At 38.2% G+C, this 25,671-nt stretch carries 18 protein-coding genes, 1 tRNA gene and 1 pseudogene; 14 read left to right on the forward strand and 6 right to left on the reverse strand.

Features of this window, described 5'->3' with window-relative positions; translation table 11 throughout:
• Nucleotides 1-1,249 precede the first annotated feature (1,249 nt).
• The 6 genes and pseudogenes from ACFINL_RS04730 (at nt 1,250) to ACFINL_RS04755 (ending at nt 5,727) form a co-directional block, all read left to right on the forward strand.
• Nucleotides 1,250-2,332 (forward strand): quinone-dependent dihydroorotate dehydrogenase, encoded by a 1,083-nt coding sequence (locus tag ACFINL_RS04730; protein ID WP_375650669.1) that lies wholly within the window; start codon nt 1,250-1,252, stop codon nt 2,330-2,332.
• A 137-nt stretch (nt 2,333-2,469) separates the two neighbouring features.
• A tRNA-His gene (locus ACFINL_RS04735) sits at nt 2,470-2,546 on the forward strand.
• Between the two features lie 317 nt (nt 2,547-2,863).
• Nucleotides 2,864-4,207, forward strand: coding sequence for an MATE family efflux transporter (locus tag ACFINL_RS04740; protein ID WP_375650673.1), 1,344 nt, complete (start codon nt 2,864-2,866; stop codon nt 4,205-4,207).
• Nucleotides 4,208-4,522: 315 nt separating this feature from the next.
• Nucleotides 4,523-4,711, forward strand: coding sequence for an NADPH-dependent FMN reductase (locus tag ACFINL_RS04745; RefSeq protein WP_375612108.1), 189 nt, complete (start codon nt 4,523-4,525; stop codon nt 4,709-4,711).
• 40 nt (nt 4,712-4,751) lie between these two features.
• Nucleotides 4,752-4,904 carry a hypothetical protein gene (locus tag ACFINL_RS04750; RefSeq protein WP_375650676.1) on the forward strand — a complete coding sequence of 51 codons (153 nt, stop codon included), beginning with the start codon at nt 4,752-4,754 and terminating at the stop codon, nt 4,902-4,904.
• Nucleotides 4,905-5,361: 457 nt separating this feature from the next.
• Nucleotides 5,362-5,727: pseudogene (locus tag ACFINL_RS04755) on the forward strand (hypothetical protein).
• 285 nt (nt 5,728-6,012) lie between these two features.
• Here the strand turns inward: ACFINL_RS04755 and ACFINL_RS04760 are convergent.
• From ACFINL_RS04760 to ACFINL_RS04770, 3 genes are all read right to left on the reverse strand, one after another.
• Nucleotides 6,013-6,624: a hypothetical protein gene (locus ACFINL_RS04760; protein ID WP_375650680.1), complete on the reverse strand. Its 612-nt coding sequence runs from the start codon at nt 6,622-6,624 to the stop codon at nt 6,013-6,015.
• A 95-nt stretch (nt 6,625-6,719) separates the two neighbouring features.
• Complete coding sequence (locus tag ACFINL_RS04765; RefSeq protein ID WP_375612067.1) at nt 6,720-7,940, reverse strand: MFS transporter; 1,221 nt, start codon at nt 7,938-7,940, stop codon at nt 6,720-6,722.
• Nucleotides 7,941-7,950: 10 nt separating this feature from the next.
• Entirely contained in the window at nt 7,951-9,372 is a 1,422-nt protein-coding gene (locus ACFINL_RS04770) for a coproporphyrinogen-III oxidase family protein (RefSeq protein WP_375650683.1), read from the reverse strand.
• A gap of 1,594 nt (nt 9,373-10,966) precedes the next feature.
• On the opposite strand from ACFINL_RS04770, the gene ACFINL_RS04775 reads away from it, so the two are divergent.
• The 5 genes from ACFINL_RS04775 to edd all read left to right on the forward strand — a co-directional run bounded on the left by ACFINL_RS04775 (nt 10,967) and on the right by edd (nt 17,924).
• Nucleotides 10,967-12,394, forward strand: a complete 1,428-nt coding sequence (locus tag ACFINL_RS04775) for a glutamine synthetase family protein (RefSeq protein ID WP_375612069.1) — start codon at nt 10,967-10,969, stop codon at nt 12,392-12,394.
• Nucleotides 12,395-12,405: 11 nt separating this feature from the next.
• Nucleotides 12,406-13,689, forward strand: a complete 1,284-nt coding sequence (locus ACFINL_RS04780) for an NAD(P)/FAD-dependent oxidoreductase (protein WP_375612109.1) — start codon at nt 12,406-12,408, stop codon at nt 13,687-13,689.
• Between the two features lie 120 nt (nt 13,690-13,809).
• Entirely contained in the window at nt 13,810-15,282 is a 1,473-nt protein-coding gene (zwf, locus tag ACFINL_RS04785) for a glucose-6-phosphate dehydrogenase (RefSeq protein ID WP_375650687.1), read from the forward strand.
• Nucleotides 15,283-15,292: 10 nt separating this feature from the next.
• Nucleotides 15,293-16,045, forward strand: coding sequence for a 6-phosphogluconolactonase (pgl, locus tag ACFINL_RS04790; protein ID WP_375612071.1), 753 nt, complete (start codon nt 15,293-15,295; stop codon nt 16,043-16,045).
• Nucleotides 16,046-16,100: 55 nt separating this feature from the next.
• Nucleotides 16,101-17,924, forward strand: coding sequence for a phosphogluconate dehydratase (edd, locus tag ACFINL_RS04795; RefSeq protein WP_375638021.1), 1,824 nt, complete (start codon nt 16,101-16,103; stop codon nt 17,922-17,924).
• A 66-nt stretch (nt 17,925-17,990) separates the two neighbouring features.
• Here edd and folD read toward each other — a convergent pair whose 3' ends face one another.
• The gene (folD, locus tag ACFINL_RS04800; RefSeq protein ID WP_375629801.1) at nt 17,991-18,890 is read right to left on the reverse strand and encodes a bifunctional methylenetetrahydrofolate dehydrogenase/methenyltetrahydrofolate cyclohydrolase FolD; all 900 of its coding nucleotides are present in this window, start codon (nt 18,888-18,890) and stop codon (nt 17,991-17,993) included.
• A gap of 316 nt (nt 18,891-19,206) precedes the next feature.
• On the opposite strand from folD, the gene ACFINL_RS04805 reads away from it, so the two are divergent.
• The gene (locus ACFINL_RS04805; RefSeq protein WP_375650690.1) at nt 19,207-21,087 is read left to right on the forward strand and encodes an AsmA family protein; all 1,881 of its coding nucleotides are present in this window, start codon (nt 19,207-19,209) and stop codon (nt 21,085-21,087) included.
• Between the two features lie 315 nt (nt 21,088-21,402).
• Here the strand turns inward: ACFINL_RS04805 and ACFINL_RS04810 are convergent, their stop codons facing one another.
• Nucleotides 21,403-21,546 (reverse strand): hypothetical protein, encoded by a 144-nt coding sequence (locus ACFINL_RS04810; protein ID WP_273790383.1) that lies wholly within the window; start codon nt 21,544-21,546, stop codon nt 21,403-21,405.
• A 235-nt stretch (nt 21,547-21,781) separates the two neighbouring features.
• Between ACFINL_RS04810 and ACFINL_RS04815 the strand changes: the two genes are divergently transcribed.
• Both ACFINL_RS04815 and ACFINL_RS04820 read left to right on the forward strand, forming a co-directional pair.
• Complete coding sequence (locus ACFINL_RS04815; RefSeq protein WP_375629795.1) at nt 21,782-22,525, forward strand: 16S rRNA (uracil(1498)-N(3))-methyltransferase; 744 nt, start codon at nt 21,782-21,784, stop codon at nt 22,523-22,525.
• 68 nt (nt 22,526-22,593) lie between these two features.
• Complete coding sequence (locus ACFINL_RS04820; protein ID WP_375650697.1) at nt 22,594-23,967, forward strand: glutamate--cysteine ligase; 1,374 nt, start codon at nt 22,594-22,596, stop codon at nt 23,965-23,967.
• Nucleotides 23,968-25,090: 1,123 nt separating this feature from the next.
• On the opposite strand, the gene ACFINL_RS04825 is transcribed toward ACFINL_RS04820, so the two are convergent.
• Nucleotides 25,091-25,528: a type ISP restriction/modification enzyme gene (locus tag ACFINL_RS04825; protein ID WP_375612077.1), complete on the reverse strand. Its 438-nt coding sequence runs from the start codon at nt 25,526-25,528 to the stop codon at nt 25,091-25,093.
• Nucleotides 25,529-25,671 lie beyond the last annotated feature (143 nt).

The following is a 25,671-nucleotide window of genomic DNA, read 5'->3' on the forward strand; positions in this document are numbered from 1 at the left end:
GCAGATTTTATTTTTAGGATTATATTACGATATTAATATTATTTTCAAAGAACTTTATAAGGTTTAATAAAGAGCTTTAGGGCTCTATTTGAATGTACATAGAATATTTCCTAGAAAAAAGCTTTTTTGATAAAAACTATATCTGCTTTTTCAACAGAAAGTAGAAAACTGTAGCTTAATTTATATAATTGCCTCAAGATTTTTATGTTAACATTAAAAAGAGAGGTTTTTACACAATACCACAAAATAAGTAGTGTAGAAAGTTGAGCTATCAGAAAGCTTTTCAAATGAAGTACATATATTAGCATAACATTTTGTCATAAAAAGAGAATTTAGGAATAAAAAATATATTTCAGCACTGATAGAAGAAATAGATAGATGAGACAGGAGTAAAACTTATAATTTAATTCCTCTTAATTTAGTAAGCGATAATAGCAATTAGGAGGGCATTATGGCTTATCTAAAAGCTATTTGTATTGGGTTACATGAGCTAAAATGGCGATAATTCGGATGGAAGAAACACATTTCATCTGCTGGAAGATTGTATCAGTTTATAAATAGCAGAGCTCTAGGGTTTGCAAGATCATTTTGGTTTGGAAGTCGTTGGTATGATGTTTGAGTTCAATAATCAACTGTCATTACTTAAAATATATGTTAGGCAGAGCACTTAATAGATGCAAAATTGTATTTAATACATCAGAAATGGCAAAGAAAACAACGCAGATTATCAATAGAGTACAAATTGATTGAACATTCTGTTGCTCATAAATAGTGCAACAATAGTATGAATTTAGATGATTTTATGAACTATGTATCCTATAAATGCTAGGAAAAAATAGCTTTATAGAACAAGCTTTGTTTCTATTGAAAACAATATTACACAAAGGAACTTTGGGAATAGAGATAATTTGCCTGCATTTTTAAGAAAATTATGAGCGTGCCTGCATAAGGCGTCATAAAACCATGACTATGGTAAGAGCCATTGATGTTCCAATTCATGCTGAATTTTATAAGATTAGGATTCATATTTTAATCTTTAAAAAATGTCGAAAAAGAGAAACATTTTTTAAGAATAAAAAGTTCTTTACATAGTATAACCAATATAAACATGTATGGCTATTATGTGATGAGTTTTCTTCTAGAAGGGGAATATTATTTGGATAATATGCTTGCTTTGATTGGAAATCTTTTGTGTTAAAAGGTAGAGGTGAGGTGCGATGGATCATTTTTATGTTGTGGAGAAGAATTGATGAGTTTTTTTCGTTGTATTGGCCGTTCTGCCTTATTTATGTTGGATCCAGAGCAAGCACACGGTTTAGCGATTCTTGGGCTGAAAAGTGGATTAAATGGTTGTCAAAAGGTTATCGACAAACGTTTGTGTATAACTGTTGCTGGTCTTGAGTTTGAAAATTTTATTGGTCTTGCAGCGGGGTTTGATAAAAATGCAGAGGTTGTAGATGGTATTTTTCGGTTAGGATTTGGTTTTACTGAAATTGGGACAGTGACACCAAAGCCTCAGATTGGAAATCCTAAACCACGGCTTTTTCGTTTAAAAGAAGATGAAGCGATTATTAATAGAATGGGCTTTAATAATGACGGACATCAAGTTGTTTACAATAGATTGCATGCGTGTAAAAAAACTGGTGTTATAGGAGTCAACATTGGAGCCAATAAGGATACGGTTAATAAGATTGGTGATTATACTGTTGGTATTGCTCATTTTTATGATGTTGCTGATTATTTTACGGTTAATATTTCTTCTCCTAATACACCAGGTTTACGTGATTTACAGGCCCGTGACAGTTTGCATCTTTTGTTGAGTGCAATTTCGCAAGCGCGAAATGAGCAAGAGAACAAGCATGGATTCTCCATTCCCATTTTTTTAAAAATTTCTCCTGATTTATCAGAGAAAGAATTAGATGATGTTGCTGAAGAAATAAAACTTTCTGATTTTGATGGACTCATTGTTTCTAACACAACTCTTTCACGCCAAGGTCTTAACAATAGTCACTTCCGTAATGAAGAGGGTGGGCTTTCTGGACGTCCACTCTTTGAGCGTTCTACTATTATGCTTGCAAAAATGCGTCAAAAATTAGGGAAGGAGATTGCAATTATCGGTGTTGGCGGTATAAAGGATGCACAGACTGCTTTGGAAAAAGTAAAAGCTGGTGCAGATTTGATTCAATTATATAGTGGGATGGTTTATGAAGGTCCAAATCTTGTCATAACTATTCTGCAAGAGATTTTGCAGATGATGCAACAAGATGGAGTTGATAACATAAAAGGCTATCGTGATCATAGTCTTGAGCATTGGGCAAAATTTCCTTTGTAAAAAACGCTTTTTTCTTCACAAAAAATTGCGAGATTTTTTTAAAGGGGCTTGCAAACTTTGTTGATCTTCCTTATGTCACATAAGCAAAGAATAAATGTTTACGAAATCGTGAACAGTTATGATACATTTGATTTTATGCGGTTGTAGCTCAGTTGGTTAGAGCGCTGGTTTGTGGCACCAGAGGTCGTAGGTTCAAATCCCACCAACCGTACCAAAAAATTTTATTGAAAATACTGAAAATGGATATACAAGACGAACAAACGGCTCGCTGAGGATCTTTTATCAATGACTGTAGTTGCTTGGGGGCATAATATTGTACAAAAAAAACGCATGGCATAAAGTCCAAAAAACCAATAAAGGGGCATTGCGCTTCTTTTTTAAGAACTGGGCATCTCCTCTTACCTTAATGCGTTCTCATTATGCATCCTTTACACAAGACTTGTGATGGAAAGACTTTACGGAAAAAATCAATGTGTTTTGTTTAAAAGATCCGAGCTTAATATGCCCTTCAATATGGAAGGGTATTTCACAATGTTTGTTGTGATGAAGCAATTGCTCTCTCTTGGCATGCCACTGGCTGTTGGGTTTATCTCTCAGATGATGATTTCCTTCACAGATGCAGCGCTTGTAGCGCATTTAGGCGTGCAAGTCTTGAGTGGTACAATGTTAGCTCTGAGTATATTTAGTTTTGTTATGTTGTTTGGGCTAGGTATTATTACCGCGGTTGCACCAAAACTTGCGGAAAGTTTTCGTAGACAAGATAGATATGCATTGAAGGCATGGTTTGATCAAGGAATATGGCTTTCCCTTGTGATTGGAATGATGAGTGCGATCATTTTACTCAACACGAGAAATATTTTGTGTTTTCTCGGCCAAGATGGGACAATTGCCAATATAGCGCAGGAATATAATAGTGGTGCTGCTATAGGGGTGGTGTTTTTTTATCTTTATGTGAATAGCCGGGGATTACTGTCAGCAATTGGTAATCCAAAGCCGTTAACCTGGGTTATGCTTGCGGCTATCCTTGTGAATTTTCTTATCTCTTGGCCGCTTATTTTTGGTATAGGTTCTGTAAGCGGATTAGGTGTCTTTGGTGCAGGAATTGCGAGCAGTTTGATCCGTATTTTAATTGTTATTGCAGCAGCAATAATTTTGTCCCGCAATTCTGCTTTTCATTCTTTTCGCTTTAATTATTTGAGACCAAAGTTAGAGATTTCACGAATAATAAAATTGCTGCGAGTAGGGCTACCCATTGGTATACGTATTCTTATTGCGGAGGGCTTTCCTTCGTTCATTGCATTCATGATTACGGCTTATGGGGTCGAATCTTTGGCCGCGCATACGATAGGGATGCGTCTCGATATGCTTATTTCTGTGGTGGCTTTGGGGATTTCCAGCGCAGCCGCGACAATAGCAGCGTGGTATAGAGCAGATAGGAATAATATGGCTCTAAAACAGCTGCGTATGAGTGTCACTGTTTTTGCTGTAGCTTATGTCTTGTTTTTATCAGGGATTGTTTATCTCTCTTATGGATTCATCCTTACAACCATCTTTAATATTTCTTCAGAACGCGTTGTTGTTTTCTCTTGGAAGTTGCTTCCGTTCATTTTATTGTCTTTTGCTTTTGGCACTTTAGGTGCTATGCTCAATGGCATACTTGTGGGCTTGCTTGATACGTTTTGGTCAACAATTGTTGTAGCAATAAGTTATTGGGGGTTAGGCCTATTTGGGGGAGCACTAATGGCGCATTTTTTTGAATATGACTTTATTGGCTATTGGCTTGGCATGATTGGTGCAAGCTTAATCGTTTCTCTCTTTAATTATATGCGCGTGGGTTATTTAATAAAATGCAATCCTATATTTGGGGCAGAGTGAGTGTTATAAAAGCGCTTGTAAAGCACTAGCTGTGAAGGCTTAGCTACTCATCGTCCATAGAGGCTGTTTTACTTCTATGGAGATAACAATATAGGTTACAAAACTTGCTTAATATTGAAAAGAAGTGTCTTTGATTGTAGCCTCAATATTATTTGTTGAGTTTTTAAAATAATATGGGTTTATTAAAATCATTCGGCTACAATTTAAGAGTAAGTTCGGTAGATTGGAAGAGTTTAATACCTTAAAAAATGACGAGAAAAAACGTGCTTATATTCATACGCCGTTGAGGAGGCATTTAAAAAAGTTGTTGTTTTTATAAGTCATTACCATTGTGATGCTAAAACGCATGCATTTGTCAAAACAATCGCAGACGCTAACGATGTTATTCTTGCAAGCCCTGTTTATCACGGGTCTTATTCAGGGGGATTGAAGAATGCTCTTGATAATTTAGAGTATAATGCTTTTGGGATAAAGTTTTTGGTCATCTCTCTCATGACAATATAACCCAAAATGCGCACTGCCCTGTGTATATTTGGTACCAGTTGTGCATACGCTTTATAGACAAGCTCTACAATATCAAGTTGCTTCGGCTAAAGATGATTTTGTGTCTGAGAATGCAGGCCGTACATGGAGACTGAACAGCGAAGATGTACGGGCTCGCTGCGCACATCTTGTTGATGAAATGTATAAATTTTAAAATAATAAGGGTGGAGGATATGATCAAAAATGATAAGAAATACCGTTAGTTAGTCGTTGGTGGTACAGGAATATTGGCGCCCTTTTGCCGGTCATGAGGGCTGAACAACGTGATTATCGCAGCGCGTTTTCGTTCTCATCAATCCAGAATTGAGCTATTTCAGACAAGGGCTAAATGTATATTTTGGAGATTATTATAAGCCATAGACACAATTTTTAAAAGGGGTACCACTATGGACGGGCTTGAAATATTGCATATTATGGAGGGCATTCGCCTGCACATGCATTTTCGTGTAGGTTGAGATTGAGCGGTTGGCCTTCTTACCGAAGCCTCTGCGTATTGTTCATGTTTTTGGTTCTAATGCAGAGGATAAAATAATCTCTGGATGTGCGCATCATAATAAGATTGATTCTACATCTGTAAAATTAGGTCGGAAAAGGCGATCATAGGGCCGACGGTGGTCAATGAGAAAAGTATTTATGATCATGAGATTTGTGAGAGCCGTATTGAGAAAGAGTTTGCGCAAAATCTCGATAATGACTCTGATATAAGATTGTTTTTTAAACTGCCAAGAAGTTTTAAAATAGCCACTCCCATTAGTTCTTATACGCTTGATTGGGTGGTTTTTTTAGAGTGAGATGGCGCGCAAAAGCTTTATTTTGTACTGGAAACAAAAGGAACGAATAGCGAGTTTGATTTGCGCCTTAAAGAAATGCTGAAGATTAAATGCGGCAAGGCGCATTTTACCGCTCTTGAAACTGGTGTGGTGTTTAACGAGGCACCGGTGATGAGTTGGCGCGATTCTAAGCGGGGATGGTGGTAGAGAGAGTGGTGGCTGTGGTAAGAGTGGGCGGCACGAATGACGCTGTCTTTAGTTGCGTACCGCCCCAAGCTAATTTTGTGCTTTGCGAAATTCGCTAAGGCTTTTGGACGTACCGCGTTTACCGCGTAATAAAATCTTATGAATATCATGCAGAAGGCACGCAGAAATGGGTGATTGCGTGTCTAGCTTCCCAATGCCGTAATTAGGTACAGCTACATAATGAGATAGCTCTTCAATATCATCAGTTACACTGATACTTTTTCTTTATTTTCAAACAATAATAGGTCAGATGGTAACGATTATGTCCTTTCTATCTAAGAAAAGAGTAGCACCGCTTGCGTATATGTACGAGTAAAAGTCAATCAACATTGGTCTGAGGTAAAAACCGTCAATTATTTCTAATACACCTAAGGATTTCATAGCTTGCTCTAACGGTTTATATAAAGCCGCCCTTTTAAAAGGTGGATTGGGTGGAAAATTTATTGGAATATAGGCTTTATGAATCTCTCGAACTAAGCTTTCTACTATGCAGGCCCTAAGGCGTGATTGCATATATGGTCGCATCTGTTGCTGCGTTGTGTAGGCAGAGATCCTAAATGAGGAAAGGAGTGCTGCTCTTTTAATTACAAAGGAAGAATACGGCGCGTAAGTGCAGCAAAATGTATTTTGAGGAGCAGAGGGGTGAGGCATTTGATGTCCAGCGGGTAACGGATTAACTGGAGTATAAGTGGGTATTGCTAGGGCGGAGTTTTTGGTTAAGAATTGCACTTCGTACGCTATAAGCTCTCTACATCCTTCATATAGGCGTTGGATCATCGCCCAATCAACGTAAAGGGGCTGTTTTGTCTTTAGCGTTTGTTTGGCTGCTTCTATAGTGCCGCTGGCTCTATCAGCCATTATGGTGATAATTTTCTCGTCCAAAGAACAGATCAATCGATTGCGTAATAGGGTATGTGTGCCTTTTTGACCGTGTCTTTTTTTTAAAGCAGCTGTTACCTCGTGGAAGGATTGGGTGTGTCTATATGATCAGCCTGCCAAAGAAAAGGAAGCGTTATTGCGATAGCCACCAATAGTAGTCCAGCGATAAAGGTGGCAGCAAACTGCAATGATATAAAAGAACCAAGGACGCCGACCAAAAAGCTTCCGACCGGCGTTCCAGCATAGCCTATCACTCGAAAAGCAGAATTAGCTCGCCCGAGAAGTTGCTTTGGTGTGAGGCGCTGCCTGAAGGCGGTAACACCAATAAACCATAAGCTTGCTCCAACGCCAGCAATAAAGATGACGCCCCATACGACGACAGCACTTTTTGAAAAGGCTGGAATCAAAAGCAAGACAACAGTTCCTAAACCGTCAGTGAGAACAGCTAGGCGCACCGGTGCATAGCGTATACGCGACGCAAATAGGGCACCTGCCATTGTTCCAAGCGCGTAGGCTGCAAACATCACGCCATATTGGCTGCTATGTAGGCCCAGATACCGACTGTCGGTAACGAAGAAGATGAACGAGGTTAGGAATGCTCCAAATACCACCGATAGAAAGAATGTGAGTAATGTAAGGGAGGTAAGATGCCGATTTGAAAAAATGAAACGAAATCCGGCAATGATATAACGGAAAGTGATGTTTTCTTTATCAGGTGTTGGCGATATCGGAACAGCACGGCGAGCGGTAAAAATCAATGTGATAAAAAGCACGATTAACAGGCCGAGAAATAGCAGTGTGCTATGCGCTAAAATGCTGCTTGTTATGACAGGGGCAAGAAAATAGGAGACTCCGAAATCTAAGAACAAGACAATTGAGTAGAAGGTCATCAATCGCTCTCCCTCCATGATAAGTGGTGGAATCGTCATTATATAAGCTTCGGCAGAAACGACGATGAATCCAGCAATGGTTGCATAGAAGAAAATTTGTTCGGCTGGAGTAATCTGTATCATGAGCAGTATGAACAGGACAATATGCAGTAGCATGAAGATGAAGAGAGCTGAGGTGGCAAGTTTTATTTTGTCGCAGCGATCAAGTAAAACGCCTGCAAGGATGCCGAAAATTGGCCACGCTAATGAGAAGAGACCTTGCGCCCAACTTACTCCGACTACGCCATATCCAGATTGTCTTGCTAATAGCGGGATGGCAGTGCGCAAAGCACCGCTGAGTAAGGCGAGCAGACTAACGGTTAGGCAAAAATAGCGTATGTTCTTGTTGGAAAAAAGCCTGAACATTCTGTTCTCCTTAAGATGCCACACAGGTTTCCACTGTTCCATCAAGTACGGCGGTTGTATTCAGCATGTTTGAGACATAGCCGTCCAAAATATTCCTATCCGCCTGAGGTAGAAGAAAATACATAAGGTTGGAATACCATTGCCAACCACGCTGAGTCAGCTGGAGATTGTTATCACTTTCTGCGATGAGACCTGCATCTATGAGCTGTTGTAGGTTATTGTATACGAAAGAGGGAAGTGCGGTCCAGTCAATTCTTTCTTTTTCGGCATGGCCGTTATAAGGTAGCCGCATACAAAAAGCTTTGGAGGCTTGTTGCTCCGCTGATACCCAATTGTAGTATACTTTGGATTTTCCTTTAAGTTGTATGTCGGTAATGTATCCGCTTCGACTGGGATTGGCTCGTGTGACGAGTGAGCCGAGAATCGACAGTGCTGACGCCCCGAAGCCAACCACATAATCGTCATGATAACCATGCAAATATTTGTGATAGCGGAAATAATTAGCTGAACTCGTTTTAGCGAGCGTTAGAGGAGTGTTATTGGCAATTTTGATATAGGAATGCCCATTACACGGCGCATAGCCGCAGCTGCGCATAACGATGTCGCTAAATAATCGAAGCATCTGTCGATGCTGTAGGCTGGACGGTTTAAGCCCTTTTTGTGCGTAAGACTTATGCAGTTGCGACGTGATAGCCAGATTGTTGATTGCATAGAGGTTGATGGTTTCAGGGTGAAGCTCGCTGGTTTGCTTCAAATCGTATAATAGTTCTTCGGTTTGCTGGCTGTGCATGCCATATAGTAGGTCGAAACCGACATGTCCAATTATCTCTTGTGACCAAGCCACGGTATTGTTGATTTGTTCACGTGTTGAGGTGAGGTTAAACAATGATCGGAAACGCTCAATGAAACTCTGTATACCGAAGCTGATCCGGTTAACGCCGATCTCACGGGCAGCATAAAGTTTATCACGTGTGACGCTCTTCGATTCGCTTTCCAGTGTAAACTCGGCTAAGGAAGAGAGCTCAAATTCGGCATGCAATACTTTTCCGATGTGGCGGATATTATCTGCGGACAAGAGCGACGGTGTGCCGCCCCCTATATAGATGCTGCGGATGGGCCCTCTAAGCGAGCGAATGAAATTTCCTTTGGTTCTGATCTCTGTGGTAAGCGCTGACATATAAGATTCGATTTGCTTAACGTGCTTGTAGGCCCCTTTCTGAAAGGGACAGAAGGAACAGATGGTTTCGCAAAAGGGAATATGCAAATAAAGAGAAATGGTACGCGCTTGTGGAATCTGCTTACTTTGCGCTAGTTTATTAAAGTCTAGGTAATCGTAAAATTCATTTGAAATAGTGCGAAATAACGGATATGTGAAGTTGTAAATCGGCTTGAGTTGATCGAACTTCACAAAAGGATGATCCACGAGTTGCATAGTTTACTCCCCCAATTTCTTAACTCGCACTATATTATTGACGGGCGACTGGTGACCCAATCATCCGAGTGTATTACCAAAGATTTTCACGGAACATAATGAATCCTCCTTTTGTAGAAGTTATATGTATTATACATATAACTCATTATATGAACAGATGAGCTTGTTTAAGAGGCAATGTAAAGATAAAAATATAAAAGAACTTTCTCTTGCAGCCTTATGGTCTGATATTGTAATTGGTATCCTGTTTTACGTGGTCGGGCTATGAATGCCTAGGGCGAGAAAAAGCAGGGTATTTTAATGGACGTGCGGGGCATCTTTGTTATGTTGCTGGGATTTGGAATTTGCGTCTGGTTATGAAATATCATTAGCGCAAAAAGATGGTTTTAAAGGTAGATATATATTTTTTAATATCCCTGTAAAACTTCGAGAAGAGATAGAATTATCCTATTAGAAAACATATAAATGTCCAGTGTGATAATATTATCGAATTACATGACATCATCACTCGTGCACGCCATTTTGACATATTACCTAAAATCTCATTGAGATTGTGCCATGTACTGGAAAACGGGGATAGATCGTGTTTTGGTATGACTGCGGCGAAGTTACGTGCCGCATTATCTTTGCTAGAATCTAATAGGATTAGGCTTAATGGGGTGCATTTGCATGGGGGGCGTGTGCTCGGTCTGCACAGTATCACGAGATCATAAGTCAAAGTATGTGAAAGCAACTGATACAAAAAAGATTTTACGATGGTGGAAGATCGACGATGAAGGACGTTAGTTCAAAGAAAATTGATATTATTGTGTTTTCATATCCTGATTTTTGGGCTTTTGAGATATAAATAACACACCTCTTAGTGGGCTGGAGATTATCAAATGTTGAATCACGCATGGCGCAATTAGCAAAAAATCCTATCTATTGGATTTGGTATGCTCTACTGGATTCTCAGCTCTAAATATTGTGTGCGAAGTGCAATGTCAAGCGGTGGGAATTGATATAAGTGCAGAGTCGTACCATCCGCTCAGAACAAGGTTGATAGCTCTGTTATGCAGGCGATGGTTAAGTTTTATGTCGGAAATGTTGAGCGTATGACTTATCCTGAAAATACATTTACGCATATTATGGCGGGGTGAGTATTTGTAAGCACAGCTGTAAAGGCTACTCACCATCCTAGGGTGTTTACTTCTATGTGGATAACAATAGAGTTACAAAACTTGCTTCATATTAAAAGAAAAGTTTCTTTTCTTTTAATTAAGCATTGCTACAACCAAAAGGAAATTAAATATCTCGCCTTTATTATTCTCGCCAATGTTTGCTTATATATGATTATTTGAATCGGAATTAGGTTACGTACAATATGGTATTTCTCGCTGTTTTATATAAGGAGAAGGTTCGCACCGATGTATCGCGTGCAATATCAATTTTTTCACTATGGTGATAGGATAGCTTTTTGAGCGCAAAGTTCTTTTACCTTGATGGATCTTATAGTATTCTTCAAAAATATCAGTTGATAATTTTTTTTCGTGTCGTTTATGCATGGGCTGATACAATAAGAATAGGACTTGATTGTTTTTAAAGTTGGTATGTTATGGCTGTAAAAAATGGTGAACAAACGAAAAGTAAGAATTTTAAACCTGTCTCTCGTTTTCTCAAAAGTTTACGTGGTGTGTGCAATTGGGAACAAGTTTCACAATGGCTTGCTTCCCGTAAGGTAGAGGATATTGAATGTATTACGCCTGATCAAGCAGGGGTACCACGGGGCAAGATGATGCTTTCTAAAAAATTTACATCGGAAACATCATTGGCATTGCCTTCAGCAGTTTTTATGGCAACAATTTCAGGGGATTATCCGGAAGATGGTCATGGTTTTGAATATCCTAAAGCAGATGGTGATTTACGCCTTGAGCCTGATCTTTCTACGTTAAGCATTGTTCCATGGGAAGATGCTCCTACGGCACAGGTGATTTGTGATCTTGTGTATCAAAATGGTCAGGTTGTGGATTACACACCACGCAATGTTTTACGAACAGTGGTTCATTTTTACACAAAAATGGGTTTAAGCCCTGTTGTTGCACCAGAAATTGAGTTTTATTTGGTACAAAAAAATCCCGATCCTGATTATCCGTTAGTTCCACCAGTTGGTCGTTCTGGGCGTTCAATTGGTGGTGGACAGGGGTATTCCATTGCTGGTGTTAATGAATTTGATGATTTGATTGATGATATTTATCAATTTTCAGAGGCACAAGGATTGGAAATTGATACCCTCATTCATGAAGAAGGAGCAGGTCAGTTTGAAATTAATTTACGTCATGGTGATCCTATTGAGTTAGCGGATCAAGTTTTTATGTTTAAACGAACAATTCGTGAAGCAGCACTAAAACATAATATGTATGCGACATTTATGGCAAAACCCATTCAGGGGCAGCCAGGTTCTGCGATGCATATTCACCAATCGGTCGTTGATAAGAAAACGGGTATGAACATTTTTACACAGGAAAATGGTGAAGAAAGTATCTGTTTTCGCCATTTTATTGGTGGATTGCAAAAACATATGCCAGGGGTTCTTGTGATGCTTGCGCCTTACGTGAATTCTTATCGACGTCTTGTACCTGATAATTCGGCTCCTGTTAATTTGCGGTGGGGATATGATAATCGTACTACAGCTTTTCGTGTTCCTCGTTCTGCTCCTCAAGCGCGGCGTGTCGAGAATAGGCTTCCTTCATCAGATGCGAATCCTTATTTAGCTCTTGCAGCTTCTTTAGCGTGTGGTCTCATTGGTTTACAGCAAAAAATTGAGCCAGATGAGCCAACGACAAATAATGTGAATGCTGATAATATTGAGTTACCGCGTGGACTCATTGAGGCAGTTAATTTGTTTGAACAAGATACAGCAATACATGCTATTTTAGGGGATGTGTTTGTCAGTACTTATGCTGCAATCAAACGACAAGAGTTTGAAACTTTTATGGAAGTAATTAGTCCGTGGGAGCGTGAATATCTCCTGCTGAATGTTTAAATTTTATGACGATGATTGATGATAATTCAATTTCTCCAGGAATTTCTTGGTATGAAGATACTTTAAAAGAGCGCCCCTCTTATCCTTCTTTTTGTGAAAACAGACAGTGTGATGTTGCCATTATTGGAGGCGGATTTACGGGTCTTTCGGCTGCTTATCATTTAGCCAAGGCTGGAGTAGATGTTGTTTTATTTGAAGCATCACGTTTTGGTGATGGTGCTTCAGGGCGCAATGGTGGACAGCTGGGAACAGGGCAACGGCAATGGGTAGAAACATTAGAAAAAAAGTATGGTTTTGAGCGGAGTAAGGCTCTGTTTGATTTGGCAGAAGAAGCTAAAAGAGATATTTTAGCTTTATGCGCAATGCCTAATTGTCCGTGTGATTTGATAGGAGGACAGCTTTCTGTAACTCATAAAAGGCGTGAGCTTCTCTCTTATCAACGGCATATTGAGGCGATGCAGCGTTATGGCTATCACGCGCTTACTTTTATGGATAAGGCTGAAACATTTGAGCGACTTGGATCAACTTTTTATTGTGGTGGTATTTATGATGCGGATACCGGTCATATAAATCCCTTAAAATTGATTATTGGGTTGGCAAAAAGAGCACAAGATGCTGGTGCTAAGCTTTATGAGAAGTCACAAGTAACGACCATAAGGCGCAAGGGAGCACATTGGAAAGTAATAACAGAAAAAGGCAGTGTAACAGCAGAGCATGTTTTACTTGCAACAAATGGGTATAAACTTGGTCTGGAGCGTTTTATTGAGAAAAATATTGTTTCTATTCGCTCTTATATTGGAGCAACGGACCCATTACCAAAGCATAGTTCAATTCTTATAGGGGGGGAATCGGTTGATGATTCCCGTTTTATGGTTCGCTATTTTCGCAAAAGCATTGATAATCGTCTCTTATTTGGTGGTGTAGAAAGTTATGATAATAAGCATCCTCTAAATTTAGATGAACGTATAAAACGGCAAATTGTTGAAATTTATCCTCAATTACATTCTATCAATTTAAGCCATCGGTGGGGAGCAACGGTTGCCATCACAGTTGAACGCATGCCCTATGTTCGCCAACTTTTCTCAAGGATGACTTATTGTGGTGGTTATTCAGGGCATGGCGTTATGCTGGCTCCTTTCGTGGGAAAATTATACGCAGAATGGTTAACTGGAAAATATGAACGTTTTTCCTATTTCCAAGACTTAAAGATTTCATCTTTTCCGGGGGGACGCGTTTTGCGTTATCCGCTTATATTTTTAGCAATGCGTTGGTTTTCTTTATTGGATCGCCTTTAATGTAAACATTGCTTGAAATGAAGAAAATTAATGGCTTATTTAGTATCTGTCTGCTTTAATGATGAAAGCTTTTATAAGTGATATGGGATTTCATAATCGAATAGAAAAATAAACAAGTTCATGGTGCGTAAAATTATTCCAGTTTCTTCCTTTGATTGTATTGTTTTTGGTGGCAATGGTGATCTGGCGTTGCGCAAGCTTTTGCCGGCTTTGTATCATTGTCAGTGTGCTGGGCAATTCAGTGAGCCAACACGTATTATTGGGGTTTCGCGCACTTCCTTAAGTTGTGAAGAATATCAAAATTTTGTCCGCATTTCTTTAGAAAAACATATCCATCCAAAAGATCTCAATTCAACAGAACTCAATCGTTTTCTTGCACGTTTAACTTACATTTCTGTTGATGTTACCTCAAATCGAGGGTGGGAGGATTTAGCCCTCCTTCTGTCACAAGATTCAGCGGATATTCGAGCTTTTTATTTGGCTGTTGGTTCGTCACTTTTTGCTGATATTGCGATGAAGTTGGAAAAAAATGATTTGGTGACACCACAAACACGGATTATCATTGAAAAACCAATTGGTTGCGATGTAAAAACAGCTATTTCACTTAATGATGTATTTGCAAGCGCCTTTAATGAAGAGCAGATCTTTCGTATTGATCATTATCTTGGGAAGGAAACTGTTCAAAATTTAATGGCATTGCGGTTTGTTAATACACTTTATGAACCGCTATGGAACTCCAATTATATTGATCATGTTCAAATAACCGTTGCTGAATCTTTAGGGTTAGAAGGGCGTACAGAATATTATGAAAGCACTGGTGCTTTACGCGATATGGTTCAAAACCATATGCTACAATTACTTTGTTTGGTTGCGATGGAAATACCATTTACCAACAGTGCTAATGCTGTGCGCGATGAAAAACTTAAAGTTTTACATTCTTTAACACCGCTTGATGTCCATAATGTAGGGCAGCATACTGTACGTGGGCAGTATCTTTCTGGTCTATCAAATGGTATATCGGTAGAGTCTTATTTTGATGATCTGGGAAGAGTGAGTAAGAGTGAAACATTTGTAGCACTTAAGGTTAAGATTGATAACTGGCGTTGGGCTAATACGCCTTTTTATTTACGAACAGGTAAGCGCATGTTCACGCGAATGTCTGAAATTGTTGTGGTTTTTAAACCTATTCCTCATAATATTTTTAATGTGGATTTAGATGAAATTTTTTCTAATCGGCTTGTAATTCGTCTCCAACCTGATGAAGGTGTAAAACAATGGTTGATGATTAAGGATCCAAGTTATGGCGGTATGCGGTTTTGTCACATTCCATTAGACATGAGTTTTGCTTCTGCATTTTCTGAACGTAATCCTGATGCTTATGAACGTTTATTAATGGATGTTATTCGTGGAGATCAAACACTGTTTATGCGTCGTGATGAAGTTGAGGCTGCTTGGCGTTGGATTGATCCAATCATTGAGGGATGGGAAACAATACAACAGCCTGTTCATAGTTATAACGCTGGTTCGTGGGGGCCGTCTGCTTCGATGAGCCTCATGGAACGTGATGGGCGTATATGGAACAATTTAGTTTAGAGCAATAAGTATGTATAGAATGAATATTGACCGTTTAGATTTTGAAACCCCTCAGACTTTAGCCTTGGCATTGGCAGATCGAGTAGCCGCAGAGCTTAGTGTATCTGTTCTTGAGCGCAAGAGAGCAGTTTTAGCGGTGTCTGGTGGTAAAACACCAGAATTGTTTTTTCATTATTTATCAAAAGCGGATATTGATTGGCAAAATATTATTATCACTTTGGTCGATGAACGTTTTGTTCCTACACACGAGGAACGTTCAAATGAACATATGGTACGGTGTCATTTGTTACAAAATTTTGCCGAAAAAGCACGTTTTGTAGGGCTTTATCATAAAACAATTACTGCTGAACTTGCTGCTTTTTCAGCGGCGAGTCGTGTTAATACTTTGCCTAAACCCTTTGATGTTGTTGTTTTAGGAATGGGGGAGGATGGACATACGGCATCTTTTTTTCCTGATGCTGATCGTTTAAAGCAAGCGCTTGATTTACGAACACAAGCACTTGTTTTACCCCTTCATGCTAAGAGTGCTGTTGAGCCAAGACTCTCACTAACTTTGCCAGTTATTATGCAATCTCGTTGTATTATTCTCCATTTCGAAGGTTTTCAGAAACGCGATTGTTTTGAAGAAGCTTGTCAAGACGGGTCTGAAATAGAAATGCCTATTCGGGCAATTCTGCGTAATTCCCCTCATCTCGTTCAGGTTTATTGGTCGCCTGCAGAAAATGAAATAAGTGAATCAAAATATGTGACACAAAGTGAATAAAACGTAATCTCTCTCAATGAATGAGGGGAAGAAACAATGAAAGGGGGAGAGAAATATGGCACTTTCCAAGACAATTGCCACAGTTACACGAAGAATTTATGAACGTTCTCGATCAACACGAGAAATTTACTTAGATCGTATTGCGAAAGCACAAGTTCATCGCCCCAAACGGAGTTTTTTAGGATGTGCCAATCAGGCTCATGGCTTTGCTGCTTGTGGTGCAATAGATAAAGAGCGTTTGAAGGGAAATATCGTTGGGAATATTGGTATTATCACGGCATATAACGATATACTTTCAGCACATCAACCTTTTGAAAAATTTCCTCACTTAATTAAAGAGTCGGCCCGTATGGTTGGTGGTGTTGCACAGGTTGCAGGTGGTGTTCCCGCGATGTGCGATGGTGTTACGCAGGGAAATGCGGGGATGGAGCTTTCCCTTTTTTCGCGTGAAGTAATTGCAATGGCAACAGCTATAAGCTTATCACACGATGTCTTTGATGCAGCATTGTATCTTGGGGTGTGTGATAAAATTGTGCCAGGTTTATTGATTGGTGCCCTAACATTTGGTCATTTACCAGGAATTTTTATAGCTGCTGGTCCTATGACAAGTGGTCAAGGTAATGATGAAAAAGCAAAGATACGTCAACTTTACGCGGAAAATAAAATAGATCGCCAAACACTTCTAGCATCGGAAGCACGTTCTTATCATGGGCCAGGAACATGTACATTTTATGGAACAGCTAACTCTAATCAGGTGATACTGGAGATGATGGGGCTTCATATGCCTGGAGCTTCTTTTATTAATGCGAATACACCGTTGCGTGATGCTTTAACAAAAGAAGCTACGAAACGTGTACTTGAAATGACAGATCTTGGTGATCATTATAGTCCACTTGGTATGATCATTGATGAGCGTTCTTTTGTGAATGCCATTGTAGGATTAAATGCAACAGGAGGTTCTACCAATCATGCGATTCATTTGATTGCTATGGCTGCTGTTTGCGGTATTAAATTGACATGGCATGATATTGCAGAAATTTCATCCGTTGTGCCTCTTTTAGCGCGCATTTATCCTAACGGTTTAGCAGATATTAATCATTTTTACGCTGCGGGGGGAATGGGATTTATTATTCGCGAGCTTATCGAGGCAGGCTTGGTCCATGAAGATGTTTCTACGGTTTTTGGTAAAGATCTCAATGCTTATGCAATTGAAGCAAAGCTTTCTGCTGATGGTCATGTGGTGCGTGAAGCGGCTCTTAAGGAAAGTGGTGATCATAAGGTGTTAGCGGGGTGGAGAAAGCCATTTCAGCTTGATGGTGGTCTTCGTGTTTTATCAGGAGATTTGGGAACAGCTATTATAAAAGTTTCCTCTGTTAAACCAGAGTATTGGCAGATTAAAGCACCAGTCTTTGTTTTTAATGATCAAGAGGAACTACAAAAATCTTTTAAATCTGGAGTGTTGCATAATAAAGACTTTATCGCTGTCATTCGCTATCAAGGACCAAAAGCCAATGGTATGCCAGAGCTTCATAAATTAACAACCATTTTAGGCGTTTTACAAGATCGCGGTCAAAAGGTAGCATTGATAACCGATGGGCGTATGTCAGGAGCGTCAGGAAAAATTCCTGCTGCTCTCCATGTGACACCAGAAGCAGTGGATAATGGCCCCATTGCACGTTTGCAGGATGGTGATATTGTTTTTCTTGATGCTCATGAGGGTAAATTAACTCTTTTGGAGGATTTAGCAAAATTTAACGCGCGAAAAATCATACCTCCGGATCTTTCAAAAAACGAACATGGTGTTGGACGCGAACTTTTTCATGTTTTTCGTCAATCCGTTAATCGTGCAGATCAAGGGGCATCTGTTTTTATGACATGAAAAATGCAAAAATAAATAAGCTGAATCATATACAATGAAACCATATACAAGGAATTGTTACAATTTTTAGAATTTTGGTATCGGCAGATTGTGTGATCGCGCGGCGGCTTTGAGTGTATTAACCATAAGCATGGCAATTGTCATTGGTCCAACGCCTCCTGGAACAGGGGTGATCGCAGCAGCTTTTTCTTTTACGTTTTCAAAATCGACATCACCAACAAGACGTGTTTTCCCTATACCTTTTTCTGGTGCAGCAACGCGGTTAATACCGACATCAATAACAATTGCACCATCTTTTATCCAGTCTTTTTTAATCATTTGTGGGCGGCCTACAGCTGCTACTAGAATATCAGCGCTTCGACACACATCATCAAGGTCACGGGTACGACTATGGGCAATTGTCACAGTGGCATTGGCTGCTGTTAAAAGGGCAGCCATAGGTTTTCCAACAATATTAGAGCGTCCAACAACGACAGCATCAAGTCCAGATAAATCTCGTCCACAGTGTTGTTCAATCATCATCATGGCACCAGCTGGAGTGCAGGGAATAATTGCATCTTCAAGTGCATTTGCCGCGAGTTTTCCTACATTAATATAATGAAAACCATCAACATCTTTTTGGAAAGCAACGGCTTGTGTTATGCGATTTGTATTCATATGAGCAGGGAGAGGCAGCTGTACCAAAATACCATGAATTTTGGGATCAGAATTTAATGTTGCAATAAGTTGAAGGAGTTCTTTTTCTTGCGTTTCTTTGGAAACGACATGTTTGATTGAAAGAAACCCACATTCTTCGGCTTTTTTATTTTTTGAGGTGACATATACTTGACTTGCAGGATCATCTCCAACGATAATAACAGCGATACTAGGTTGTATATTATAGTGATGGCGGAGCTTTGCTGTTTCGGCCTTAACTTTCACAATAATCTCTTCAGCAAGTTTTTTTCCGTCGATAATATTATTCATTCAGAGATCCTTTCGGTAAGGCTGTTTGTTTTTTTTTGTAAAGCATTTTCTAATAATACGATAGAGTTTTATAGCAATATTCATATGAGAACAGTAAGAATGGTTTTATAATGTTGTGGATTTATAGTTTTGAAGACTTTTAAATAATTGCTTTATAAAGAAGCAGCAACATTGCTGTTTGAATAAATTTTGGATAAAGAACAAAAATAATGAAGATACAAAGTGGATATAGTGAATTATAGGATTATAAAAACTTTTTATGATCATTTAAGTTTGTTTTTAATCTGTTATAGGGGGATAAGTATAGAGGGATAATGTGCGCATCAGAATAATAAAATTTTTGAGCGGAGTTTTTATTACAATTATCTTTTTATTTGGAGTGGGGATTCTCGTTTTACCTTATCTTATTTCTACAGATGCGATTCGTATTCGTTTAGCGCAGGATTTAAGTGCGTGGACGGGTTACAATGTGCAATTGCGTGATCCACCGCGGTTACATCTTTTTCCTTATCCTAAAGCATTTCTTTCTGGCGTTACTTTAACATCAAAAATGGATGATGTTGCGCCATTAATGGAAGCTGAATCAATAGAAGTTGATCTTTCTGTCGTCGATCTTCTTTGGGGACATATTTCTTTTTCAGAGACGCGGATTATGCGTCCTCAATTTGTTATGGAAAAGCCTGTTAAAACAATAGCAGATTTTTTTGATCGGTTTTCTCGCTCACAAGGTGCATTAGGGGTGGCAATACGTAATACGCGTGAAATATTAAAACATAATCCTGAGCATCCAGAGATAGAGCACCTTTTAAAACAACCTTTTGGACGGATTGTCATTAAAAATGGTGTTCTTGTGTATCACGATAGTTTTTCAGGAGTAGCAGAAAAAATAACAGGATTAAATGCAACTTTAGATTGGCCGGAATCAACTCAGGAAGTACGGTTACGTGCAGATGCGCGTTGGCGCGGAGAGTTTACAAAATTATCACTTGATGCTTCTCAAGCATTACTGCTTCTTGCTGGAGGCAAAAGTCATATTAGGGCAAGTCTCAATTCTGTACGTGGGGGAATAACTTTTACAGGAAAGGCTCGATTATCTGAATATTATATTTTTGACGGAAAAGTGTCAATGCGTTCTCCTGGATGGAATCAGACATTGTCTTGGGTTGGTGGAAATCAGTTTTGGGGACATAAATTAAAAATACCCATTGTATGGGAATCTCATTTTTTAGCGCAGCCAATGCATATCCAAATGAACAATGTTACATTTACGATGGGGAAAGCCAATGCGCGAGGAGCTTTAAAACTCGATTTTCAAGATTATGTACCAAATGTCATGGGCTCTTTAGCCTTTGATAATCTAGACCTTAGCCTCTTGGGTTCAATGTTTTTTTCAGGTAAAAAGAAAAATGCCTGCTTTGACATGAGAACTTTTGATTGTATTGGCGTGGATATACGACTTTCTGCGCCACAAGCTAAAATAGGAAATATTTCACTCACAAATTTAGCTGCTGCAATACAAATAAGAGATGGTCATGGTATTTTTGATCTTGGACATGCGAATATTTTTGGTGGATCTGTGCAAAGTAATATTGAAGTTACCTCAGCTGGACAGAAAGTGCGTATTGGAGGAAATATTTCAGGTGCTTCTATTGATATGCAGGAGACTTTAGAAATCTTGGGATTTATTCCATTTATACAAAGCAAAACGAATTTTACTGCAACGGTACGAACACTTGCTGATTCTTGGCCAGAAATTTTTACGAAAATGCAGGGTGAGTTAACACTGAAGATGTCTTCTGGTCGGCTATTAGGGTATGATCTGAATGAATTACAAACAAGACTTTCAAATAAACAACAATTTCTTTTAATGAATAATGATACTTTTTCAACAACATTTGATTACTGGGATATTCAGACAAGCTTTTCAGAAGGTATGATGAAGGTAACAGAGTCATTAATGCGTACAGCAGACTTGAGCTTATCCATTCAAGGAACCATTGCAACTGCTATTGCGCAAGGGAAGGAAAATGAACTGATATTACAGGCACAACTACGCAAAAACTATAGATCAGAAACTTTATGTAAAGATGTCCAATGTCTTGCTAATAGCCTTGCATGGCCTTTTACATTTTCTCTAAGCTCTAAAGGACAAAATCATGGTGATTTTTGGGTTACAAAAGATATTAACGCAGATTGAGTATCGTTTTTCATCTGTATAATATTCTATCCTATAATGGTAATTCGTCTTTTTGCAACTTAAAATTGTCTTTTAAATTTAAATCAGAGCTCCCATTATCGGAAGATTCTCTCATTTTAAATCCGTTCGTCGTGAAGCAGTAAAAACCATCCTCACCGTCATAATAAGTGAGGTTGGTATAGATAAATGACTGAAGAGAGGAATAAAAAACCTTCTTATGGAATCTTTCAAATACAAGAGATTCATAATATCAGTGCTAATCTTATAAAAATTGCTAAAAAACATTAAAATTTTAAGGAGGATGTTGGCCAGTGCTTATTGAATCGCAGAAGAAATACCATAGCCATCTTTGGTAATTGTATGCTTCCCGTCGGCTCCAACAGAACCAATTCCCACTGTAATCAAAATAAAGGCTAAGAGGGTTGTAATCGTAATAATTGTAGCTTTTTTAGCAGACATATTTTTCCTCCACGGATGCATCAATGACTGAATGCAAAGATGAATGGTGCATTATTTAAACTTTTATGAAAGCAGAATCACTTAAGGATCTATAAGTTCCTATTATTATCTCATAAAGCTAAAAAAACTCTATAATTCTTTAATATATTATAGTTCTATAGATATAATTTTTTCTTTTTGCTATATATTTTTCTTCATTTTCTCGATGACGATAGTGAGCATTGGCAAAATTTTTATGCGCATAAATTATAAACTTAAAAGATTATTTATCCGGCAGACATTGGCTTTGAATGAAGAAATAAAGATAGAGGGGGCACAAGCTTCTTATCTTATGCATGTTTTGCGTATGAAAGAAGGAGCAGAAATTTTACTTTTTAATGGACAGGATGGTGAGTGGCTTGCTAAACTTATCACTGTTAAGAAAAAATTTGTTGTGGTTCAGCTGATCCATCAAGAAAGATTACAAACGACGCATTCCAATCTTATTTATTGCTTTGCTCCACTCAAAAATGCGCGGTTGGATTATATGGTGCAGAAAGCTGTTGAAATGGGGGTATCGATTTTGCAGCCTGTTATAACGCATCATACGCAGGTTACGCGTATCAATATGGCGCGTATGGAAGCCAATGTTATTGAAGCTTCTGAACAGTGTGGAATTTTATCTCTTCCTAAATGCGTATCGGCTCTATCATTAGCAGAACTTTTAGCACAGTGGGATGAGACACAGCCTTTATTCTTTTGTGATGAAGAGCATAAATTGCATAATCCATTACCTTCTTTTAAAAAGCGTGACGTTACAACACCTGGTATTCTTATTGGACCGGAAGGTGGCTTTAGTGAAGAAGAGCGGAGCTTTTTAAAAAAACATCCTTTTGTGGTTCCAATATCACTAGGTCCGCGTATTTTACGCGCTGATACTGCCGCTGTTGCTGCTTTGGCTCTTCTTAATGCTACCGTGGGGGATTGGGCAATGGATTGAGAAATCTGTAAAATCATTCTAAACAATTTATTTAAGATGATGATACCAATTATAGGATACGGTAAGTTATGGCGCTTGATATAACTGATGAAAGTGAAATTTATAACTTAGATTCTTTGGTTAGCTATTTCCAAGGGGGTTATAAAGCAGAAGATGATTGGCGCATTGGTACAGAACATGAAAAATTTCCGTTTTATAGAGATGGTTTTCACCCTGTTCCTTATGAAGGAGAGAGGGGAATCCGAGCGCTTTTAGAGAGGATGCAAAGCGCCTTAGGATGGAAACCTATTTTAGATGAAGAGAATATTATTGGGCTCGTAGGATCAGTTGATCAGGGAGCCATTTCTTTGGAACCTGGGGGACAATTTGAATTATCTGGTGCACCATTAAAATCAGTAAGCCATACATATTACGAGTTGATGGAGCATTTAACTCTTCTCAAAAAAATTGCAGAACCATTAGGTATAGGTTTTCTAGGTCTTGGAGCTAGTCCAAAGTGGACTTTAGCTGAAACGCCGCGAATGCCTAAATCACGTTATCAGATTATGACTGATTATATGCCTAAAGTGGGGTATAATGGTCTTAATATGATGTATCGCACATCAACAGTTCAGGTTAATCTTGATTTTTCATCTGAAAGTGATATGCGGCGAAAAATGCAAGTATCCATGAAGTTACAGTCCATTGCAACGGCATTATTTGCAAGTTCGCCCTTTACAGAAGGGCGCCCAAATGGCTTTTTATCGTGGCGTTCTGAAATTTGGCGTAATACTGATAATCAGAGGACAGGCGTTCTGCCCTTTGTATTTTCTGAGCGTTTTGGTTTTGTTGATTATGTTGAATGGGCCCTTGATGTTCCAATGTATTTTGTTGTGCGTGATGGTCGTTATTATGATTGTACACACATAACGTTTCGTCAGTTTATGAATGGAGCATTAAAAGGACAAGTTGCAAATTCAATTCCAAACATGGGAGATTGGATTAATCACTTATCAACGTTATTTCCTGAAGTCCGCTTAAAAAGATTTTTAGAAATGAGGGGAGCTGATTGTGGTTCTTGGAAGCGCATTTGTGCGTTGTCGGCTTTTTGGGTTGGGCTTCTTTATGATAGGGAAGCACTTAATGAGGCAGAGGCTTTGACAAAAGATTGGTGTTTTGAAGAAGTTTTAGAGTTGCGCCAACGCGTTCCTAAAGAAGGGTTAAGAACTCCTTTTCGTCAAACTATTCTTTTAGAGTTAGCACGTCAAGCTCTCGCTATTGCTCGCAAAGGCTTAAAAAATCGCAAACAGTATGATACGAATGGTTTTGATGAAACAAATTTTCTTAATCCTCTAGAAGAGGTTGTTGCAATGGGACAAACAGATGCTGAAAAATTTTTGTCCCATTACTATTCTATTTGGAATAAGTCTGTAGAACCTTTATTTTTAGAATGTGCCTATTAAATTTGAAGCAAAGATACTTCCTACTTTTTTAAAAATACATATCACCGTGGTGGTTCATTCACTCATTTGCTCTAGAGAGCATATCCTATCTTTCTTTTAACATTTCTCATAACGGAAAGGATACAATACAAAAATTTCTTGGGGAGTGTGATTTTTATACCCAATAATATCACGATATTTCCGTAATCATAATGTTGTCCCTTTGTACAAAAGATAGTTCATAAGAGATAAAGCTTATTATCAAACATTTTTTATTCACTTGGCTAAGCCTACTTATGAATAGGTCTGAAAATTATATTTTTTACTTTTAAAAGGGATAAAAAATATAATTTGCGGTTAATAGTCAATTATTATAATTCAATATACGATGCTTATATGAAAGAGTATTTTATTATACAAAAATTACGATATCAATCTTTCAGTGCGCTAAAAAGACAGTAGAAAAAATACCGATAGATCTATGTATGTATAACTCAATTTTATTTTTATAAAAAAAATAAATATATTATGTAAATAGATAGAAATAAAGATTATTATATATAATGAATGTGTTAATTACATCATTAAATATTGATAAATAAAAAATATTATCTTCATAGAGTTATATGAAATTATAAGCTATTCATAGATAAGAAATAACTATTTGTATGCAAAGGGGTATTATATTAAAATACTATTATTCTTGATAAAGAGGCACGAGATAAAGAGATTGAGCTTGTAACGAATGAGTGTTTGAATACGCACAAAAATTCAAAAAAGCACAACATTTCTATAGCAGAATAATCTTTATCAGTATGAGCGCAACTTATTATAGGCAATTAATTATCCCCATACATTGTAAATCTACTGTAAGACTGCTTTTAATGCTTTAAACTGTACTATTCATAAAATTTATAATATTTGTAGGCTTAAAGCCTCTCATTGTAATCATATATCCTCAGTCTTTTCCATTGTTTTCATTATCTAGAAATTTGTAATCGTCTTTGTTATGCTCCACTAGGATAAGCAGCTTTAAAATGTGCTCGTCCTTCATCCGTAATGGCATCACGCCTCTGTAAACCAGATGTTTTTCTTTCCTTTATTGAATTTGCAAACAAATGGGATTGTTTTTCATCATGAACAGTTACAGAGATTCAACGTTTTTATAAAGATACCGTGGAAAGCATTGACCTGTATCTATTGCATCTAGATTAGGCAAATTCTTAGCTATCAATACAGAAAAAACGCTTCGTGCTCCTATGCCTGTAATTTGTATCATCCTATTTTCAACTTTTTGTCCTATCAGGACTATACGAGGCATTTGGTAAATTCCATCGTTGAGATTCCGATTATAATAAAACCACTGTTGCGTAAAAGGATGATATGAACTCTGAGTGAGGCATGCCTCTTCAAATTCAAAAACCTTTCCTCTTATTAGTTCTTGCGTAACATTATAACTCCAACTTATCTTTTTTATATCTAAAGTGACAAAATTATCTATAGCACATGCACGTGTTGTTCGATCAGCATATGAATAGGTATCGTTAAAACGTTTTACTGCGCTATTATAAAAAGCAATCATATTATTTATATTTTCTGCTCAAGCTCCGCCCTCCAATGTTACGGCAACTCTTGCATTAAGATGTTTCATAAGAGGTCTTTCTACTCCTTTCTTATACATTTTTACTCATACGCCAGCCCTGCTTGTGACGTGCAAGCAAATGA

It is taken from the genome of Bartonella sp. AA78NXGY, assembly GCF_042197005.1.
Lineage (GTDB): Bacteria > Pseudomonadota > Alphaproteobacteria > Rhizobiales > Rhizobiaceae > Bartonella.

Coding starts and splice junctions, on each gene's coding strand:
- ACFINL_RS04730 (WP_375650669.1), top strand. CDS start 1,250: ATGAGTTTTTTTCGTTGTATTGGCCGTTCTGCCTTATTTATGTTGGAT.
- ACFINL_RS04740 (WP_375650673.1), top strand. CDS start 2,864: ATGTTTGTTGTGATGAAGCAATTGCTCTCTCTTGGCATGCCACTGGCT.
- ACFINL_RS04760 (WP_375650680.1), bottom strand. CDS start 6,624: ATGGCTGATAGAGCCAGCGGCACTATAGAAGCAGCCAAACAAACGCTA.
- ACFINL_RS04765 (WP_375612067.1), bottom strand. CDS start 7,940: ATGTTCAGGCTTTTTTCCAACAAGAACATACGCTATTTTTGCCTAACC.
- ACFINL_RS04770 (WP_375650683.1), bottom strand. CDS start 9,372: ATGCAACTCGTGGATCATCCTTTTGTGAAGTTCGATCAACTCAAGCCG.
- ACFINL_RS04775 (WP_375612069.1), top strand. CDS start 10,967: ATGGCTGTAAAAAATGGTGAACAAACGAAAAGTAAGAATTTTAAACCT.
- ACFINL_RS04780 (WP_375612109.1), top strand. CDS start 12,406: ATGATTGATGATAATTCAATTTCTCCAGGAATTTCTTGGTATGAAGAT.
- zwf (WP_375650687.1), top strand. CDS start 13,810: ATGGTGCGTAAAATTATTCCAGTTTCTTCCTTTGATTGTATTGTTTTT.
- pgl (WP_375612071.1), top strand. CDS start 15,293: ATGTATAGAATGAATATTGACCGTTTAGATTTTGAAACCCCTCAGACT.
- edd (WP_375638021.1), top strand. CDS start 16,101: ATGGCACTTTCCAAGACAATTGCCACAGTTACACGAAGAATTTATGAA.
- folD (WP_375629801.1), bottom strand. CDS start 18,890: ATGAATAATATTATCGACGGAAAAAAACTTGCTGAAGAGATTATTGTG.
- ACFINL_RS04810 (WP_273790383.1), bottom strand. CDS start 21,546: ATGTCTGCTAAAAAAGCTACAATTATTACGATTACAACCCTCTTAGCC.
- ACFINL_RS04815 (WP_375629795.1), top strand. CDS start 21,782: ATGCGCATAAATTATAAACTTAAAAGATTATTTATCCGGCAGACATTG.
- ACFINL_RS04820 (WP_375650697.1), top strand. CDS start 22,594: ATGGCGCTTGATATAACTGATGAAAGTGAAATTTATAACTTAGATTCT.
- ACFINL_RS04825 (WP_375612077.1), bottom strand. CDS start 25,528: ATGATTGCTTTTTATAATAGCGCAGTAAAACGTTTTAACGATACCTAT.